Source organism: Corallococcus macrosporus (assembly GCF_017302985.1).
Classification (GTDB): domain Bacteria; phylum Myxococcota; class Myxococcia; order Myxococcales; family Myxococcaceae; genus Corallococcus; species Corallococcus macrosporus_A.
Genome location: NZ_JAFIMU010000004.1, coordinates 556,293 through 570,726, shown reverse-complemented (window position 1 = coordinate 570,726; position 14,434 = coordinate 556,293). Strand labels below are relative to the sequence as shown.

Annotated in this window: 19 protein-coding genes; 3 read left to right on the top strand and 16 right to left on the bottom strand. The window is 70.4% G+C overall.

All coding sequences use genetic code 11. The features are described from left to right. Positions 1 to 20 precede the first annotated feature (20 nt). From JYK02_RS07500 to JYK02_RS07425, 16 genes are all read right to left on the bottom strand, one after another. Positions 21 to 512 (bottom strand): M17 family peptidase N-terminal domain-containing protein, encoded by a 492-nt coding sequence (locus JYK02_RS07500; protein ID WP_207050213.1) that lies wholly within the window; start codon positions 510 to 512, stop codon positions 21 to 23. Beyond that, positions 509 to 934: a transcription antitermination factor NusB gene (gene nusB / locus JYK02_RS07495; RefSeq protein ID WP_207050212.1), complete on the bottom strand. Its 426-nt coding sequence runs from the start codon at positions 932 to 934 to the stop codon at positions 509 to 511. The genes JYK02_RS07500 and nusB overlap by 4 nt, the downstream gene beginning before the upstream one ends. Positions 935 to 939: 5 nt before the next feature. Continuing rightward, on the bottom strand, positions 940 to 1,440 hold the full coding sequence (gene ribH, locus JYK02_RS07490) for a 6,7-dimethyl-8-ribityllumazine synthase (RefSeq protein WP_207050211.1): 501 nt from the start codon (positions 1,438 to 1,440) through the stop codon (positions 940 to 942). A 27-nt stretch (positions 1,441 to 1,467) separates the two neighbouring features. After that, on the bottom strand, positions 1,468 to 2,133 hold the full coding sequence (locus tag JYK02_RS07485) for a riboflavin synthase (protein ID WP_207050210.1): 666 nt from the start codon (positions 2,131 to 2,133) through the stop codon (positions 1,468 to 1,470). Positions 2,134 to 2,175: 42 nt separating this feature from the next. Continuing rightward, on the bottom strand, positions 2,176 to 3,339 hold the full coding sequence (gene ribD / locus JYK02_RS07480) for a bifunctional diaminohydroxyphosphoribosylaminopyrimidine deaminase/5-amino-6-(5-phosphoribosylamino)uracil reductase RibD (RefSeq protein WP_207050209.1): 1,164 nt from the start codon (positions 3,337 to 3,339) through the stop codon (positions 2,176 to 2,178). Between the two features lie 10 nt (positions 3,340 to 3,349). Then, entirely contained in the window at positions 3,350 to 3,853 is a 504-nt protein-coding gene (gene nrdR, locus JYK02_RS07475) for a transcriptional regulator NrdR (protein ID WP_120556172.1), read from the bottom strand. 9 nt (positions 3,854 to 3,862) lie between these two features. Then, positions 3,863 to 5,119 (bottom strand): serine hydroxymethyltransferase, encoded by a 1,257-nt coding sequence (gene glyA, locus JYK02_RS07470; protein ID WP_207050208.1) that lies wholly within the window; start codon positions 5,117 to 5,119, stop codon positions 3,863 to 3,865. 60 nt (positions 5,120 to 5,179) lie between these two features. After that, a complete protein-coding gene (gene rpiB / locus JYK02_RS07465; RefSeq protein WP_207050207.1) occupies positions 5,180 to 5,626 on the bottom strand; it encodes a ribose 5-phosphate isomerase B in 447 nt (148 codons plus the stop codon). Between the two features lie 55 nt (positions 5,627 to 5,681). Further along, the gene (fabF, locus tag JYK02_RS07460) at positions 5,682 to 6,938 is read right to left on the bottom strand and encodes a beta-ketoacyl-ACP synthase II (protein WP_207050206.1); all 1,257 of its coding nucleotides are present in this window, start codon (positions 6,936 to 6,938) and stop codon (positions 5,682 to 5,684) included. Positions 6,939 to 7,023: 85 nt separating this feature from the next. Next, positions 7,024 to 7,269 (bottom strand): acyl carrier protein, encoded by a 246-nt coding sequence (gene acpP, locus JYK02_RS07455; protein WP_120604160.1) that lies wholly within the window; start codon positions 7,267 to 7,269, stop codon positions 7,024 to 7,026. A gap of 106 nt (positions 7,270 to 7,375) precedes the next feature. Beyond that, positions 7,376 to 8,128 (bottom strand): 3-oxoacyl-[acyl-carrier-protein] reductase, encoded by a 753-nt coding sequence (fabG, locus tag JYK02_RS07450; RefSeq protein ID WP_207050205.1) that lies wholly within the window; start codon positions 8,126 to 8,128, stop codon positions 7,376 to 7,378. Next, complete coding sequence (gene fabD / locus JYK02_RS07445; RefSeq protein ID WP_207050204.1) at positions 8,125 to 9,063, bottom strand: ACP S-malonyltransferase; 939 nt, start codon at positions 9,061 to 9,063, stop codon at positions 8,125 to 8,127. Before fabD ends, fabG begins: the two co-directional genes overlap by 4 nt. A gap of 28 nt (positions 9,064 to 9,091) precedes the next feature. After that, complete coding sequence (locus tag JYK02_RS07440) at positions 9,092 to 10,093, bottom strand: beta-ketoacyl-ACP synthase III (RefSeq protein ID WP_207050203.1); 1,002 nt, start codon at positions 10,091 to 10,093, stop codon at positions 9,092 to 9,094. Between the two features lie 45 nt (positions 10,094 to 10,138). Next, positions 10,139 to 11,200 carry a phosphate acyltransferase PlsX gene (plsX, locus tag JYK02_RS07435; protein ID WP_207050202.1) on the bottom strand — a complete coding sequence of 354 codons (1,062 nt, stop codon included), beginning with the start codon at positions 11,198 to 11,200 and terminating at the stop codon, positions 10,139 to 10,141. Between the two features lie 20 nt (positions 11,201 to 11,220). Further along, positions 11,221 to 11,409, bottom strand: coding sequence for a 50S ribosomal protein L32 (gene rpmF / locus JYK02_RS07430; protein ID WP_014395447.1), 189 nt, complete (start codon positions 11,407 to 11,409; stop codon positions 11,221 to 11,223). Between the two features lie 58 nt (positions 11,410 to 11,467). Then, the gene (locus JYK02_RS07425; protein WP_207050201.1) at positions 11,468 to 12,067 is read right to left on the bottom strand and encodes a YceD family protein; all 600 of its coding nucleotides are present in this window, start codon (positions 12,065 to 12,067) and stop codon (positions 11,468 to 11,470) included. A 187-nt stretch (positions 12,068 to 12,254) separates the two neighbouring features. Here JYK02_RS07425 and JYK02_RS07420 point away from each other — a divergent pair, with 187 nt between their 5' ends. From JYK02_RS07420 to JYK02_RS07410, 3 genes are all read left to right on the top strand, one after another. Continuing rightward, positions 12,255 to 13,127, top strand: a complete 873-nt coding sequence (locus JYK02_RS07420) for a hypothetical protein (protein WP_207050200.1) — start codon at positions 12,255 to 12,257, stop codon at positions 13,125 to 13,127. Beyond that, on the top strand, positions 13,124 to 13,612 hold the full coding sequence (locus tag JYK02_RS07415; protein WP_207050199.1) for a hypothetical protein: 489 nt from the start codon (positions 13,124 to 13,126) through the stop codon (positions 13,610 to 13,612). The genes JYK02_RS07420 and JYK02_RS07415 overlap by 4 nt, the downstream gene beginning before the upstream one ends. Positions 13,613 to 13,749: 137 nt before the next feature. Continuing rightward, on the top strand, positions 13,750 to 14,430 hold the full coding sequence (locus tag JYK02_RS07410) for a winged helix-turn-helix domain-containing protein (RefSeq protein ID WP_120525345.1): 681 nt from the start codon (positions 13,750 to 13,752) through the stop codon (positions 14,428 to 14,430). The last annotated feature ends 4 nt before the right edge of the window (positions 14,431 to 14,434 follow it).

Sequence of the window (14,434 nt, the reverse complement as noted above, 5' to 3'; positions counted from 1 at the left end):
CCCCGCCCAGCCGCTGCGCGTCAGCCCTTCCGGGATGACAGCGACCCGACAAGCCCCTTGTCCGCGAGGAGGGACACCCGTGCCCCCTTGAATGCGGGCACGAACTGCCGCTGATACGCCTCCGCGCGGGCCGCGTCGCTCAGGGACGCCCCCTGGGGAACCTCCAGGGCCACGGCCTCCACCTTCGCGCGGCTCAGCACCTTCGCGGCGCCGGCCAGGGCCTCTCCCAGCGAGGCCGCGTCCAGGCGCTTCCGGGAGCCCAGCCCCACCACGAAGATGCGCGGCACGCTCAGCTTCCCGTCCGAGGGCAAGAGGAGCCAGTCGTCCTTCACGCCGGTGAAGAACCCGCCCTGGAGCACGCGGGACAGGGCGCCGCACAGCCGCCAGTCCACGTAGCCGGCGGAGGACGGCAGGGGGCGGTCGTCCTCGGCCACGAAGAGGCAGAGGGCGTCCACCCCGTTGAGCGCGTCCAGGCCCTCCAGGCCCACGTCCAGGGTCTGCGTCTGGCTCACGGCTTCCCGAGCGCCACGGCGACCCGGTCCAGCAGGCCGTTGACGAAGGCGCTCGACTCCTCGGTGCCGAAGTTCTTCCCCAGCTCCACGGCCTCGTTGATGGTCACCTTGCGGGGGATGTCCGGGCGGTACTTCAGCTCGAAGATGCCCAGCCGCAGCACGTTCCGGTCGATGCGGGACATGCGGTCCAGGCGCCAGTTGTGGCTGTGGCGTTCGATGAGCGCGTCGATTTCGCCGCGGTTCGCCTCCACGCCCTCCACCAGCTCCTTCGCGAACTTCACCGCGTCCGGCTCCGGCTTGCCGTCCTCCGCGGAGGCGGCCCAGGCGGAGTCCAGGGCCTCCCGCGTGGTGGCGCCCTGGGTCATCTCCAGCTGGTAGAGCGCCTGCAGCGCCCGCTCCCGTGCCGTTCTGCGCGCGCCCATCGCGGTTATCCCTTCCGCTCAGCGCCCGGCATGCGAGCGAAGAGGTTGACCATCTCGATGCAGGCCATCGCGGCCTCCGCGCCCTTGTTGCCCGCCTTCACGCCCGCCCGGTCGATGGCCTGCTCCACGGTATCGCACGTCAGGACGCCGAACGTCACCGAGGCCGGCTTCGGACCGGCGGCCGCGCTGAACGCCACCGAACCAATGCCCTTGGCGCACTCGCCCGCCACGTAGTCGAAGTGGGGGGTGCCGCCGCGAATGACCGCGCCCAGGACGATGATGCCCGCGTACTGGCCGCTCTCCGACACGCGGCGGGTGACGCCGGGCAGCTCATAGGTGCCGGGGCAGCGGTACACGTCAATGGCGTCGTCCTTCACGCCATGGCGCACCAGCGTGTCCACGGCGCCCGACAGCAGCGCCTCCGTGATGAAGCTGTTGAACCGGGACACGCAGATGGCGAACCGGCCCTGGGGGGGGAGGAAATCCCCTTCGAAATAGCGAGGCATGGCGCGCTCCTTACACCACCCGAGCCCCTACCCGCGAGGGCTGAAACCCGCCGCCCGCACCACCGCCTCCGTCAGGCCCGTCCCCTGGGCGGCCGCCTCCGGGGCGCCCCGGAGGGCATACAGCCGGGCCACGTACTTCCCAATCAGGTCGCCCTCCAGGTTCACCTGGGCCCCGGGGCCCTTGCCGTGAAGGGTGGTGCGCTGTTGGGTTTCCGGAATCAGCTGCACCCGGAAGGTGCTGGCGTCCACCGCGTTCACCGTGAGGCTGATGCCGTCGATGGTGACGGAGCCCTTCTCGATGAAGCAGGGCGCCAGCTCCGGGGGCAGCCGGAACACCATCACCCACGAGCCGCCCTCGGCGAACGTCTCCAGCACTTCACTGACGGCGTCCACGTGGCCCGACACCAGGTGCCCGCCCAGCCGGTCTCCCAGCGCCAGCGCCCGCTCCAGGTTCACCCGGTCGCCCACCTTCCGGGCCCCCAGGGTGGTGCGCCGCAGCGTCTCCGGGGCCGCCTGCACTCGGAAGGTGTCCCCGCCCTTCTCCACCACCGTGAGGCACGCGCCGTCCACGGCGATGGATTCCCCCAGGGCGAAGGCTTCCGCGCCCAGCGAGGTGCGAATCCAGAAATCGGTCATCGCGCCAGAGGTGACGCGGGTGACGGTGCCAGTGTCCTGGATGAGGCCGGTGAACATGACCGGGACTTATAACGAAAGCCCCGGCGGCACGCTGGCCTCTCAGAGCAGGGCGCGCAGGAGGACGTCGTCCCCCACCTTCTCCATCGTCAGGTCCTTCACGGCCAGGGCCTGGGCCATGTCCTTCACGCCCAGCTCGCCCGCCCAGGACAGCCCTCCGGCCCCCACCAGCTTGGGAGCGAGGAACAGGGCGAGCGCATCCGCCAGGTGCTCGCGCAGCAGCGTGCCGTACAGGCCCGCGCCCCCCTCCACGAGCACGTGGTTGAGCCCCTCCTTCGCCACGCGCTTGAGGACGGCCTTCAGGTCCACGCGGTCCTGCTTCGCGCGCACGTTCCACACCTCCACGCCCTGGGCCAGGAAGCGCCGGGCGCGCCGGCCCTCCGGGTCCTCCAGCGTGGCGATGACGGTGCGCGCGGGGCTGCGCTGGGTGAAGACGGTGTGGCCCGGGGACAGCTTGAGGTGCGAGTCCACCACCACGCGCACGGGATCCTTGCCCCCGCCACCCGGCAGCCGCGTCGTGAGTTGCGGGTCGTCCATGCGCACGGTGTTGGCGCCCACGAGGATGGCGTCCACCTGGTTGCGCAGCCGGTGCACCCACGCGCGCGACGCCTCGCCCGTCACCCACTTCGAGTCCCCGGACGGCGCGGCGAGCTTTCCGTCCAGCGTCACCGCGGCCTTGAGCGTCACCCACGGCAGGCCCGTGCGCATCATCTTGAAGAAGGGCCGGTTGAGCGCGTCCGCCTCGTCCTTGAGGACGTGCGTCACCACCGCCACGCCGCCGCGCTTGAGCCGGTTGAGGCCCTTGCCGGAGACGAGCGGGTTGGGGTCCGACGACGCGCTGAACACGCGCCGCACGCCGGCCTCCAGCACCGCCAGGCTGCACGGCGGGGTGCGCCCGTAGTGGTCGCACGGCTCCAGCGTCGTGTAGAGGTCCGCGCCGCGAGCCTTGGAGCCCGCGGCCTCCAGCGCGACGACTTCCGCGTGCGCCGTGCCGGCCTTCTTGTGGTGGCCGCGCGCGATGATGCGCCCGCCCTTCACCAGCACCGCCCCCACGACGGGGTTGGGGCTGGTGCGGCCCAGCCCCTTGGCGGCTTCTTCCAGCGCGATGCGCATGAAGAACTCGGCCACCGCGTGGTCGAAGTCCGCCGCGCGCTTGGAGCGGGGCGTCTTCACCGCCTGCAACCGTGACCGCGTGAGCAAGCGCATACCGCCCTTCCTAACCGTCCTTGGGCGGAGTCACAGGCGGCTTCGCCTTGCGCTCACGCTCCTGGTCCTCGAGCAGGTCCTTCAGCTCGTGCATGAACTCGGAGATGTCCCGGAAGCTGCGGTACACGGACGCGAAGCGCACGTAGGCCACCTCGTCCAGCTGCTGTAACCGCCGCATCACGTGCTCGCCAATGGATGAGGAGGGGACTTCCTTCTCCCCCATCCCCTGGAGCATCCGCTCGATGTCCTCCACCGTCGCCTCCAGCTGCGCGGCGGACACCGGGCGCTTCTCACACGCCTTCTTCAGGCCGTTGAGCATCTTCTCGCGGTCGAAGGCCTCGCGCCGCCCGTCCTTCTTCACGATGAGCGGGTAGAGCTCCTCCACCCGCTCGTACGTGGTGAAGCGGCGTTTGCAGGCCAGGCACTCGCGGCGCCGCCGGATGACGGACCCCTCGTGCGACTCGCGCGAGTCGATGACCTTGTTCTCCGGGTCCTGGCAGAAGGGGCAGCGCACGGGCCTGGGTTACTTCAGCCGCGAGGCGTACAGCGGGAAGCCCTGCGCCAGCTCCTTGACCTGCCCCTTGACCCGCGCGAGCGCCGCGTCGTCCTGCGCGGCGTCCAGCGCCTGCCCGATGAGCCGGCCCACCACCGCCATCTCCGCCTCGCGCATGCCGCGCGTGGTGATGGCCGGGGTGCCCACGCGCACGCCGGAGGTCGTCGTGGGCTTCTCCGGGTCGAAGGGGATCATGTTCTTGTTGACCGTGATGCCCGCCTTGCCCAGCACGTCCTCGGCCACCTTGCCGGTGAGCTTCTTGGCGCGCAGGTCCACCAGCATCAGGTGGTTGTCCGTGCCGCCCGAGCACAGCCGCAGGCCCGCGCTCTTCAGCGCCTCCGCCAGCGCCTGCGCGTTGGCGACGATCTGCTTCTGGTAGGCCTTGAACTCCGGCGACAGCGCCTCCTTGAAGGCCACCGCCTTGCCCGCGATGGCGTGCATCAGCGGGCCGCCCTGGATGCCGGGGAAGATCTGGCTGTTGATGGTCTTCGCGAAGGCCTCACGGCTCAGCACCATGCCGCCACGGGGGCCACGCAGCGTCTTGTGCGTGGTGGTGGTGACGATTTCCGCGAAGGGCACCGGCGAGGGGTGCACGCCCGCGGCCACCAGGCCCGCGATGTGGGCCATGTCCACCAGCATGGCGGCGCCCACCTTGTCGGCGATCTCGCGGAACTTCGCGAAGTCGAGCGTGCGCGGGTACGCGCTCGCGCCCACCACCAGCACCTTGGGCTTGTGCTCCAGGGCCAGCGACTCCACCTGCGCGAAGTCGATGGTCTCCGTGTCGCGCGACAGGCCGTAGTGGACGACCTTGTAGAGCTTGCCGGAGAAGTTGAACGACGCGCCGTGGGTGAGGTGGCCGCCGGAGTTCAGGTCCAGCGACAGCATGGTGTCGCCCGGCTTCATCAGCGCCATGAAGGCGCCCATGTTGGCCTGGCTGCCGGAGTGCGCCTGCACGTTCACCGCGTCCGCGCCGAACAGCTCCTTCGCGCGCGCGATGGCCAGGTTCTCCGCCACGTCCACCACCTCGCAGCCGCCGTAGTAGCGCTTGCCGGGGTAGCCTTCCGCGTACTTGTTGGTGAGCACGGAGCCCACCGCCTCCAGCACCGCGGGGCTGACGAAGTTCTCCGAGGCGATGAGCTCCAGCCCCTCCTCCTGGCGCTCCGTCTCATGCCGGAGCACCTGGGCGATTTCAGGATCCACCTGGGACAGCGTGCGGGTGTTCTCCATGGGGGTTGCCTCCTGGCGTACGAACGAAGGGGACTGCTCAAGGGACGCCTGCCAAGCCCGTCAGCGCTGCTGGGCCTCGACGTCGCGAATCTTCTGGACGCGCTTCTCGTGGCGGCCGCCCTCGAAGGCGGTGGAGAGGAAGGCCTCCAGGATGCCGCGCGCCACGCCCGCGCCCACCACGCGCTGGCCCAGGCACAGCACGTTGGCGTCGTTGTGCGCGCGGGTCATCCGCGCCTCGAACTCCGTGGTGCACAGCGCCGCGCGGATGCCCCGGTGCTTGTTGGCCACGATGCTCATGCCGATGCCGGTGCCACACACCAGCACGCCGAGCGTGCCCTCCTCCGCCACCACCGCGCGGGCCACCTGCGAGGCGAAGTCCGGGTAGTCCACGGACTCGCGCGTCTGGGGGCCCAGGTCCTGGAACGCGGTGCCGCGCTCCTTCAGGAGCGCCACCAGCTCCTGGCGCAGCTCGATGCCCGCGTGGTCGGAGGCGAGGATGACTTTCACGGCCGGACTCCGTAGATGCGGGGCCCGCGCCCCTGGGGCGGGGCCCCAAGGGCAATCAGCTGAAGCGCTTGAACACCAGCACCGCGTTGGTGCCGCCAAAGCCGAACGAGTTGCTCATCACCGCGTCGACGCGGGCCTCGCGCGCCGTGTTGGGCACGTAGTCCAGGTCGCAGTCGGGGTCCGGCGACGTCATGTTGATGGTCGGCGGCAGCACGTTCTTCGTGAGCACCTGCACGCTCACCACCGCCTCCGCGCCACCCGCCGCGCCGAGCATGTGGCCCGTCATGGACTTGGTGGACGACACCGCCAGCTTGCGCGCGTGGTCGCCGAACACGGCCTTCAGGGCCTTGGTCTCGTTGGCGTCGTTGAACGGCGTGGACGTGCCGTGGGCGTTGACGTAGCCCACCTGCTCCGGCCGCATGCCGGCGGACTCCAGGGCCAGGCGCATGCAGCGCGCCGCGCCCTCGCCCTCCGGGGCCGGCTGGGTGACGTGGTACGCGTCCGAGTTGGCGCCGTACCCCACCACCTCCGCCAGGATGTTGGCGCCGCGCTTCTTCGCGGCCTCCAGCTCCTCCAGGACGACGATGCCCGCGCCCTCGCCCATCACGAAGCCGTCGCGCTCCTTGTCGAAGGGACGGCTGGCGCGCGCCGGGTCGTCGTTGCGCGTGGACAGGGCCTTCATCACGGAGAAGCCGCCCATGCCCAGGGGCGTGATGGCCGCCTCCGCGCCGCCCGCGATGGCCGCGTCCGTCTCACCCAGGCGGATGGACTTCCAGGCCTCGCCGATGGCGTGCGCGCTGGTGGCGCACGCGGACACCGGGGCCCAGTTGGGGCCCTTGCAGTTGTAGCGCATGGAGATGAGCCCAGGCGCCATGTTGACGATCATCTGGATGATGAAGAAGGGCGACAGCCGGTCGAACCCCTTCTCCAGCCCCTTGCGGTGCTGCTCCTCCAGGGAGGAGATGCCGCCGATGCCGGAGCCCACGATGACGCCCACGCGCTCCGGCCGGTAGCCATGGGGCGCGTCCGGGCCGATGGGCAGGCCCGACTCCTTCACCGCCATGTCGGCCGCGGCCATCGCGTACTGGGCGAACAGGTCCATCCGGCGCACTTCACGCCTGTCGATGAACTGCTCGGGCTGGAAGTCCTTCACCTCGCCCGCGATGCGCGCGTCGAGCTTCCCCAGATCGAAACGGGTGATCGTGCTGATGCCGGACTGCCCGGCCAGCATCGCCTGCCAGTTCTTCTCGGTGCCGGTGCCCAGCGCTGAAATGATGCCGGTGCCGGTGATGACGACTCGACGGTTTGACACTGGTCTTCTCCGCTGACCGCGATGGGGCGCGGAAGCGCCGGTGAGGACGCTCCCCAGGCCCCGGACTTCCGGGTGTCGCGACTGCCTACTTCTTGTGGGTCTTCACGTAGTTCACGGCGTCGCCGACGGTCTTGATGTTCTCCGCCTCGTCGTCGGGAATCTCGACCTCGAACTCCTCTTCCATCGCCATGACCAGCTCGACGATGTCGAGGCTGTCCGCGCCCAGGTCCTCGATGAAGGACGACTCGGGCTTGATCTCATCCTCACCCACACCGAGCTGGTCGGCGATGATGGACTTGATCTTGGCTTCCACGTCGGTTGCGTTGGACATACGTGCAGAACCCTCCAGCTCCAGATGGGGCCCGCCCTTTTGAGTCGCGGGCCGTCTTCAAGGCGGGCGCGGTATATCCCACGCCCGGCGGCAATCCAACCTTGGCTTACATGTACATGCCGCCGTTGACCTTCAGGACCTCGCCGGTGATGTAGGACGCCGCATCACTCGCGAGGAACACCACGGCCCCGGCGACCTCCTCCGGGTTGCCCAGGCGGCCCAGCGCGATGCCGCCCACCATCTTCTGGCGCAGCTCGTCGTCCAGGTGGGACGTCATGTCCGTCCCGATGAACCCGGGGGATACAGCGTTGACGCGGATGCTCCGGCTGGCCAGCTCCCGGGCCACGGACTTGGTCAGGCCGATGAGCCCCGCCTTGGCGGCCGAGTAGGCGGCCTGCCCCGGGTTGCCCATCTCCCCCACCACCGAGGTGATGTTGATGATGGCGCCGGAGCGCTGCTTCATCATGGGCCGGCTGGCGGCGCGGATGAGCGCGAAGGCGCCCCGGAGGTTGGTGTCCAGCTGCCGGTCCCAGTCGTCGTCCTTGACGCGCATGACCAGGCCGTCAATGGCCATGCCCGCGTTGTTCACGAGCACGTCCAGCCGCCCGTGCGTCTTGACGACGCCGTCGATGGCGGAGGCGCACGCGGCGGTGTCCGCCAGGTCGAAGCGGACGGCCTCCGCCTTGGCGCCGGCCTGCTGGAGCAGGCCGACCGTCTCCATCGCGGCGGCCTCGTTGCCCACGTAGCTGATGACCACGGTGGCCGCGCCCGCCTTCGCGAAGGCCAGCGCGCACGCCCGGCCGATGCCGCGCGAACCGCCCGTCACCAGCACCACCTTGTCCTTGAAGCCCTCGCTCATGCTGCCCCCAGCGCGGCGAGCACCTTCTCCAGGGTCGCGGCGTTCTCGACGTTGAACGACTCGATGTCCTTCGTGATGCGCTTGATGAGGCCGCCCAACACCTTGCCCGGCCCCAGCTCCACCACGTGCGTGACGCCGTGGGCCTTCAGCGACTCCACGCACTCGATCCAGCGCACCGGCGCGCTCACCTGCTCCAGGAGGAGCGGCACCACGCGGGACGCGTCCGCGTTGGGCTTCGCCTCCACATTGCTCACCACCGGAACACCCGGCGCCTGGATGCGCATGCCCGCCAGCACCTCCGCCAGCCGGGGCTTCACGGGGTCCATCAGCGCGCAGTGGAAGGGCGCGGAGACGGGCAGCGGCATCACGCGCTTGGCCCCGGCCTCCTTGCACTTCGCGCCCGCGCGCTCCACCGCGGCCGCGTGGCCCGCGATGACCGTCTGTTCAGGCGAGTTGTAGTTCGCGGGGGCGACGACCTGGCCTTCCGCCGCGGCGTCGCAGGCGGCCTTCACCGCGTCCGGAGTGAGGCCCAGCACCACCGCCATGCCGCCCGTGCCCACGGGCACCGCCTCCTGCATGAAGGTGCCGCGCGCACGCACCGCCCGCACCGCGTCCCGGAGGTCCATCGCGCCGGCGGCCACCAGCGCGGAGTACTCGCCCAGCGAGTGACCCGCGACGAACGCCGGGGCGGGACCGCGCTTCTGGAACACCGCGTGCACCGCGGCCGACACCGTGAGGATGGCCGGCTGGGTGGTGGCGGTGAGCTTCAGCGCCTCCTCGGGGCCCTCGAAGCAGGTGGTGGAGAGCTTCTCCTGCAGCGCGTCGTCCGCGGCGTCGAAGACGGCGCGCGCTTCGGGGAACTGCTCGTAGAGGTCCTTGCCCATCCCCACGGCCTGACTGCCCTGCCCGGGAAACACGAACGCGACCTTCGCCATGTTGCGGTCCTTCCTTGTGTCGTCCTGCCTACCAGCGCACCACCGCGCTGCCCCACGCCATCCCCGCGCCAATGGCCATCATCGCGATGACGTCTCCGCGCTTGAGGCGGCCGGCGCGCTGCGCCTCATCCAGCGACATGGGCAGCGAGGCGGACGACGTGTTGCCGTACTTGTGCAGGTTGAGCCAGCATTTTTCCTTGGGAATCTCCAGCCGCTCCATCACGGCTTCCAGGATTCGCAGGTTCGCCTGATGGGCGATGACGTGGTCCACCTGCGTCGTGGCCAGCCCGTGGGCCCCCAACGACGCCTGCGTGGACTCCACCAGCGCCCGCACCGCGAAGCGGAACACTTCCTTCCCGTTCATCTTGAGCTTGTGAAGATTTGCATCCACGTTGTCCGCGGTGACGGGGGTGCGGGAGCCGCCGGCGGGGATGCAGAGCAGGTTCGCGAGCTCGCCGTCGGTGCGCAGGTGGGTGGAGAGGATGCCGCGCGGCGCCATGGCGTCGTCCTCCGCGTCCGGGTCCGTCCCCAGCACCAGGGCGCCCGCGCCGTCCCCGAAGAGGACGCAGGTGTTGCGGTCCGTCCAGTCCACCGCGCGGGTGAGCAGGTCCGCGCCCACGACGAGCGCGTGCTTCACCTGCCCCGAGCGCATGAACTGATCCGCCACGGTCAGCGCGTAGAGCCCGCCGGCGCACGCGGCGGACACGTCGAAGGCGAAGGCGCGCTTCGCGCCCAGCTTCGCCTGCACCAGCGCGGCGCACGACGGCATGGGCATGTCCGGGGTGACGGTGCCCACGACGATGAGGTCCAGGTCGCCGGGGGCCACGCCCGCCATCTCCAGCGCGTTGCGGGAGGCCTGCACCGCCAGGTCGCTCGTCGCCTCGTCGGGGGCGGCCTGCCTGCGCTCCTGGATGCCCGTGCGCTCGCGGATCCACGCGTCGCTCGTGTCAACCAGGCGCTCCAGGTCGTGGTTGGTCAGGACCTGCGCGGGGGCATAGGAGCCGGTTCCGATGATGTGCGTGCGTGCCAAGAGGCCTCCGGAAGTCGTCGGAGTCCAACGCCCGGCACGCGCGTCCTAATCGTTCCCGTCGTCTCCGTCCGCCTTCCTTCCCCGCTGGTGGGGAGGAAGCCAGGCGGCGGCGTTGGCAATGCAGCGCGTCAGCTCTTCCTGGACGCCCGCGCGCACGTGCTGCAGCGCGGTGACGAGCGCGTTGTGGATGGCGCGGGGGGAGGAGCGGCCGTGCGCGACGATGCCCACTCCCTGGAGGCCCAGGAGCGGCGCGCCGCCATACTCGGCGTAGTCCATGACGCGGCGCAGCCCCGCCAGGGTGGGCTTGAGCAGCAGCGCGCCCAGCTTCTCCGGCAGGCCGCCGCGCTTCTCGATGGCGGAGCGCAGCAGGCCGGTGATGCCCATGCCCACGCCTTCGGAAGTCTTGAGGACGATGTTGCCGGTGAAGCCGTCCGTCACGACGACCTCCACGTCGCCGGAGAACAGGTCCTTGCCCTCCACGTAGCCCACGAACTCCAGGTCCGAGCGGCGCAGGAGGGCGCTCGCCTCACGCGTGAGCTGCGTGCCCTTGGACTCCTCTTCGCCGTTGGAGAGCACCGCCACCCGGGGGCGCTTCACGCCCAGGCGCGTGCGCGAGTACGCCTCGCCGAGCACGGCGAACTGGGCCAGGTGCGAGGGACGGCAGTCCACGTTGGCGCCCGCGTCCAGCAGCAGGCAGCGGCCTTCGCCCTTGAGGGCCGGGAACAGGGCCGCGATGGCGGGTCGCTCCACGCCGGGAATCCGGCCGAGCGTCCACATGCCACCGGCCATCACCGCGCCGGAGTTGCCAGCCGACACCAGGGCGGACGCCTCCCCTTGCCGGACGAGCTCGAAGCCCACCCGGATGGAGGAGTCCCGCTTGCGCCGGAACGCAGCGGTGGCGGGGTCGTCCATCTCCACCACTTCGGACGCGTGGTGGAGATGCACGTTGGCGGGCGCACCGGCGCGCTCCAGGACTGGGCGCACACGCGTGGCGTCCCCGACCAGCACGAGTTCGTGCCCGGGATACGCTCGCGCGAACAGCACGCCCCCGTCCACGACGGCGTCGGGGGCGTGGTCGCCACCCATCGCGTCGAGGACGAGCCGCACCGGCAGCCTTCCGCTTTCAACTACTCCGCGGCGGTCGCGATGACCTCACGGCCACCGTAGTTGCCACAGGCCGCGCAGGCGCGGTGCGGCATCACGGGCTCCTTGCACTTGGAGCACTTGATGACCTGCACGGGGGTCCGCAGGTTGTTGTTGCCGGCCCGACGACGGTCCCGGCGCATCTTCGACGTCCGCTTCTTGGGAACTCCCACGGCTCACCTCGGCATCGGACCCGTCCCCCCTCGCGACCTGCGAGGGGCATAGGGACCGTCAGTTCAACTTGATGTTCTTCAGCGGCGACAGGCGAGGGTCCACGACCTTCGTCTCGCAACCGCACTTCTTCTCATTGAGGTTCTGGCCGCACTGCGAGCAGAGCCCCTGGCAGTCTTCCCGACAGACCGCGCTCATCGGGAGGGCGAGCAATACCTGTTCCCGGATGATCGGATCCAGATCGATCGTCTTCCCATCGAAAACCTGCTCGTCCGCCTCGCCCAGGTCGAAGGTGCCCCCGGATTCACCCTGGGTGCGTTCCTTCTTCTCCATGGCCTTCTCGTCGTCGTCCTTGAAGTCATCGCCCCGGGCCAGGGACTCCGGCACCAGGTTGATGGTGAAGGACACGGGAAGGTCCAGCTTCACGTCCGTGAGGCAGCGCTTGCAGGGCGCGCCCACATGGACCGTGAAGCCGCCGGTCAGCAGCACGCCGCCACTGACCTTGCGCAGGGTGGCCTGGAGCGTCGACGGAGCGGTCGCCTGGAAGCCAGTGCCCTCGCCGGACTCCTGACCTTCCAGGGCCTCCTTGAGGACCCCGGGAGCGATGGGCTCGTCGAGCTTCAGCCCCGCGTCTTTGATTTGTTCAATCTTTACGACCATCTACAAGGCTTCCCGGCAAAAGGGCGCGCAACATAGAGGGACTCCCCCCGTCAGTCAACACGCCGGGTTGGACTACCGAGCCGCGCCACGAGGATCCACTCGTAACATCGCTCTGGTAGCTTTCCATCTGATGCGCTCCCCCGCTCGACGTTCGCGGGGCGCACTCTGGGTCTGGGGGCTCGGGCTGATGCTCGCCCTGCCGGCGCAGGCCCGTGCGCCCCTTCCCCCGTCCGCCCTCCTCTTCCAGCTCGGCCCGACGAGCCCCGCCATCGACTCGGCGAAGGCGCTGCTGGAGGCCGGCCGCTTCCAGGAGGCCCTGGACGTGGTGCGGGGCGGGCTGGACGCGCCCGACGTCACGGACGACGAGCTGGTGGAGCTCTACCGCCTCCAGGGGCTCACCGCGCTCTACCTGGGGGACGAGGCCCTGGCGCGCGGCGCGTACGAGAAGCTGCTCCAGGCCCGGCCGGACTTCGAGCTGCCCCGCTCCGCGCCGCCGAAGGTCCGCGACCTCTTCGCGAAGCTGAAGGAGGACCTGCGCCACCGCCGCGTCCACCCCGTCACCCTGCAGGTGGACCCCATCCCGGACCCGGCGCCGGGCGAGCGCGTCGAGGTGGACGCCACCGTCCGGGACATGGCGCTGGGCGCGCGGGCCCGGCTGTTCTACCGGCGCGCGGGGGCCCAGGGCTTCTCCTCGGTGGACTTCGTGCGCGACCGCGCCCGGCCGGAGCACTACACCGCCGTGCTGCCCGCGTACGAGCTGCCCGTGGAGAGCACGCCCTATGAAGTGGAGTACTACTTCGAGGTCGTGGACGCGGCCGAGCGGCGTCTCGCCGGCCGTGGCGACCCGTTCCATCCCCTCCTCTTCCAGGTGGCGTCGCGGACCGCGCCCGCCACGGCCCTGACGGAAGGAACGAGCCGCCCCTGGTACAAGAGCCCCTGGCTCTGGGTGGCCGTGGGCGCGGTGGCCATTGGCGGCACGGCCGGCGTGGTGGCCCTGTCGTCGTCAGAGGAGCGCGGCCGGGTGCCCATCACCATCCGCGTGGAGGACGCCGCACCATGAGACGCACGGTCCTGTCGATGCTGGCCCTCCTCTGTGGCTGCGGGCCGGACGCGGCGCCGGAGGCCCTGCCCCTGGGGCTGGAGGTCACGCTCAGCCGCGCCGTCGCGAGCCAGGTGGGCGCCTACCAGGTGGTGGTGCTGAAGGACGGCGCGAAGCGCAACTGCACGGAGCTGCAGCGCACCTGCCTGGCCTCGCAGGTGGACCCCGGCGACCTGCTGGAGCTCAAGGACGCGGACGGCAACACGGGGCGCACGCTGCGCTTCCCCTCCGCTCCCGGTGGCGCGGCCATGGGGCTCGCGGTGGACGTGCCGGTGGGCCGCGACTACGCGCTCGTCATCGAGGCGCTGACGGCCGACACGCCGACGCGCTTCCTGGGCAGCTCCTGCAACTACCTGCGCGAGGTGAACTCCGGCACCAACGCGACCCTGGTGGCGGCCCCCATCGAGCTGACCTCCCAGGTCTGCGACCCGGTGTTTCCGCGCTGAAGCCCGGGCAGGCACCGGCGCCCCGCTGGGGAGGCGGGCGGGCATGGCGCGCGGATGTCACATGGTTGTCCCGAGCGCGGCGGAACGAATCTGTTACGGGACGCCACGCATTCCATCCCTTCGCGGGAGCACCCTTCATGGCGCGCATCCTCATCATCGAGGACGAGCAGGACCTGGCCGGACTCGTCGACTACAACCTCCGCGCGGCGGGCTTCGAGACGGACACGGCGAACACCGGAGCGGGCGGGCTTGCCCGGGCCCGGGCCCACCCTCCGGACCTGGTGCTGCTGGACCTGATGCTGCCCGACGTGGCCGGCGGTGAAGTCCTGCGCATGCTCAAGAGCGACCCGGAGCTGAAGAAGGCCGCGGTCGTCATCGTCAGCGCCAAGGGCCAGGAGGCCGACCGCATCCAGGGCCTGGAGCTGGGCGCGGACGACTACGTGGTGAAGCCCTTCTCCGTGCGCGAGCTGCTCCTGCGCGTGAAGGCCGTGCTGCGCCGCGCGGACGCCGAGGAAGGCCCCGCCGCGGTGCTGGCCGCGGGCGACATCAGCCTGGACACGTCCCGCCACCAGGTGCGGGTGAAGGGCGAGGAGATCATCCTCACCGCGCTGGAGTTCCGCCTGCTGCGCACGCTCCTGGAGCGCAGCGACCGCGTGCAGACGCGCGAGGTGCTGCTGTCCGACGTCTGGGGCATCCAGGCCGAAATCCATACGCGCACCGTGGACACGCACATCAAGCGCCTGCGCGAGAAGCTGGGTCCCGCGGGCGACATCATCGAGACCGTGCGCGGCGTGGGCTACAAGCTCAGCCCTCCGTGAGGCC

Excerpts from the sequence above, each read along its gene's own strand:
- nusB (WP_207050212.1), bottom strand. The coding sequence starts at position 934 with ATGGGCGCGCGCAGAACGGCACGGGAGCGGGCGCTGCAGGCGCTCTAC.
- ribH (WP_207050211.1), bottom strand. The coding sequence starts at position 1,440 with ATGCCTCGCTATTTCGAAGGGGATTTCCTCCCCCCCCAGGGCCGGTTC.
- JYK02_RS07485 (WP_207050210.1), bottom strand. The coding sequence starts at position 2,133 with ATGTTCACCGGCCTCATCCAGGACACTGGCACCGTCACCCGCGTCACC.
- ribD (WP_207050209.1), bottom strand. The coding sequence starts at position 3,339 with ATGCGCTTGCTCACGCGGTCACGGTTGCAGGCGGTGAAGACGCCCCGC.
- glyA (WP_207050208.1), bottom strand. The coding sequence starts at position 5,119 with ATGGAGAACACCCGCACGCTGTCCCAGGTGGATCCTGAAATCGCCCAG.
- acpP (WP_120604160.1), bottom strand. The coding sequence starts at position 7,269 with ATGTCCAACGCAACCGACGTGGAAGCCAAGATCAAGTCCATCATCGCC.
- fabG (WP_207050205.1), bottom strand. The coding sequence starts at position 8,128 with ATGAGCGAGGGCTTCAAGGACAAGGTGGTGCTGGTGACGGGCGGTTCG.
- fabD (WP_207050204.1), bottom strand. The coding sequence starts at position 9,063 with ATGGCGAAGGTCGCGTTCGTGTTTCCCGGGCAGGGCAGTCAGGCCGTG.
- JYK02_RS07425 (WP_207050201.1), bottom strand. The coding sequence starts at position 12,067 with ATGGTCGTAAAGATTGAACAAATCAAAGACGCGGGGCTGAAGCTCGAC.
- JYK02_RS07420 (WP_207050200.1), top strand. The coding sequence starts at position 12,255 with ATGCTCGCCCTGCCGGCGCAGGCCCGTGCGCCCCTTCCCCCGTCCGCC.
- JYK02_RS07415 (WP_207050199.1), top strand. The coding sequence starts at position 13,124 with ATGAGACGCACGGTCCTGTCGATGCTGGCCCTCCTCTGTGGCTGCGGG.
- JYK02_RS07410 (WP_120525345.1), top strand. The coding sequence starts at position 13,750 with ATGGCGCGCATCCTCATCATCGAGGACGAGCAGGACCTGGCCGGACTC.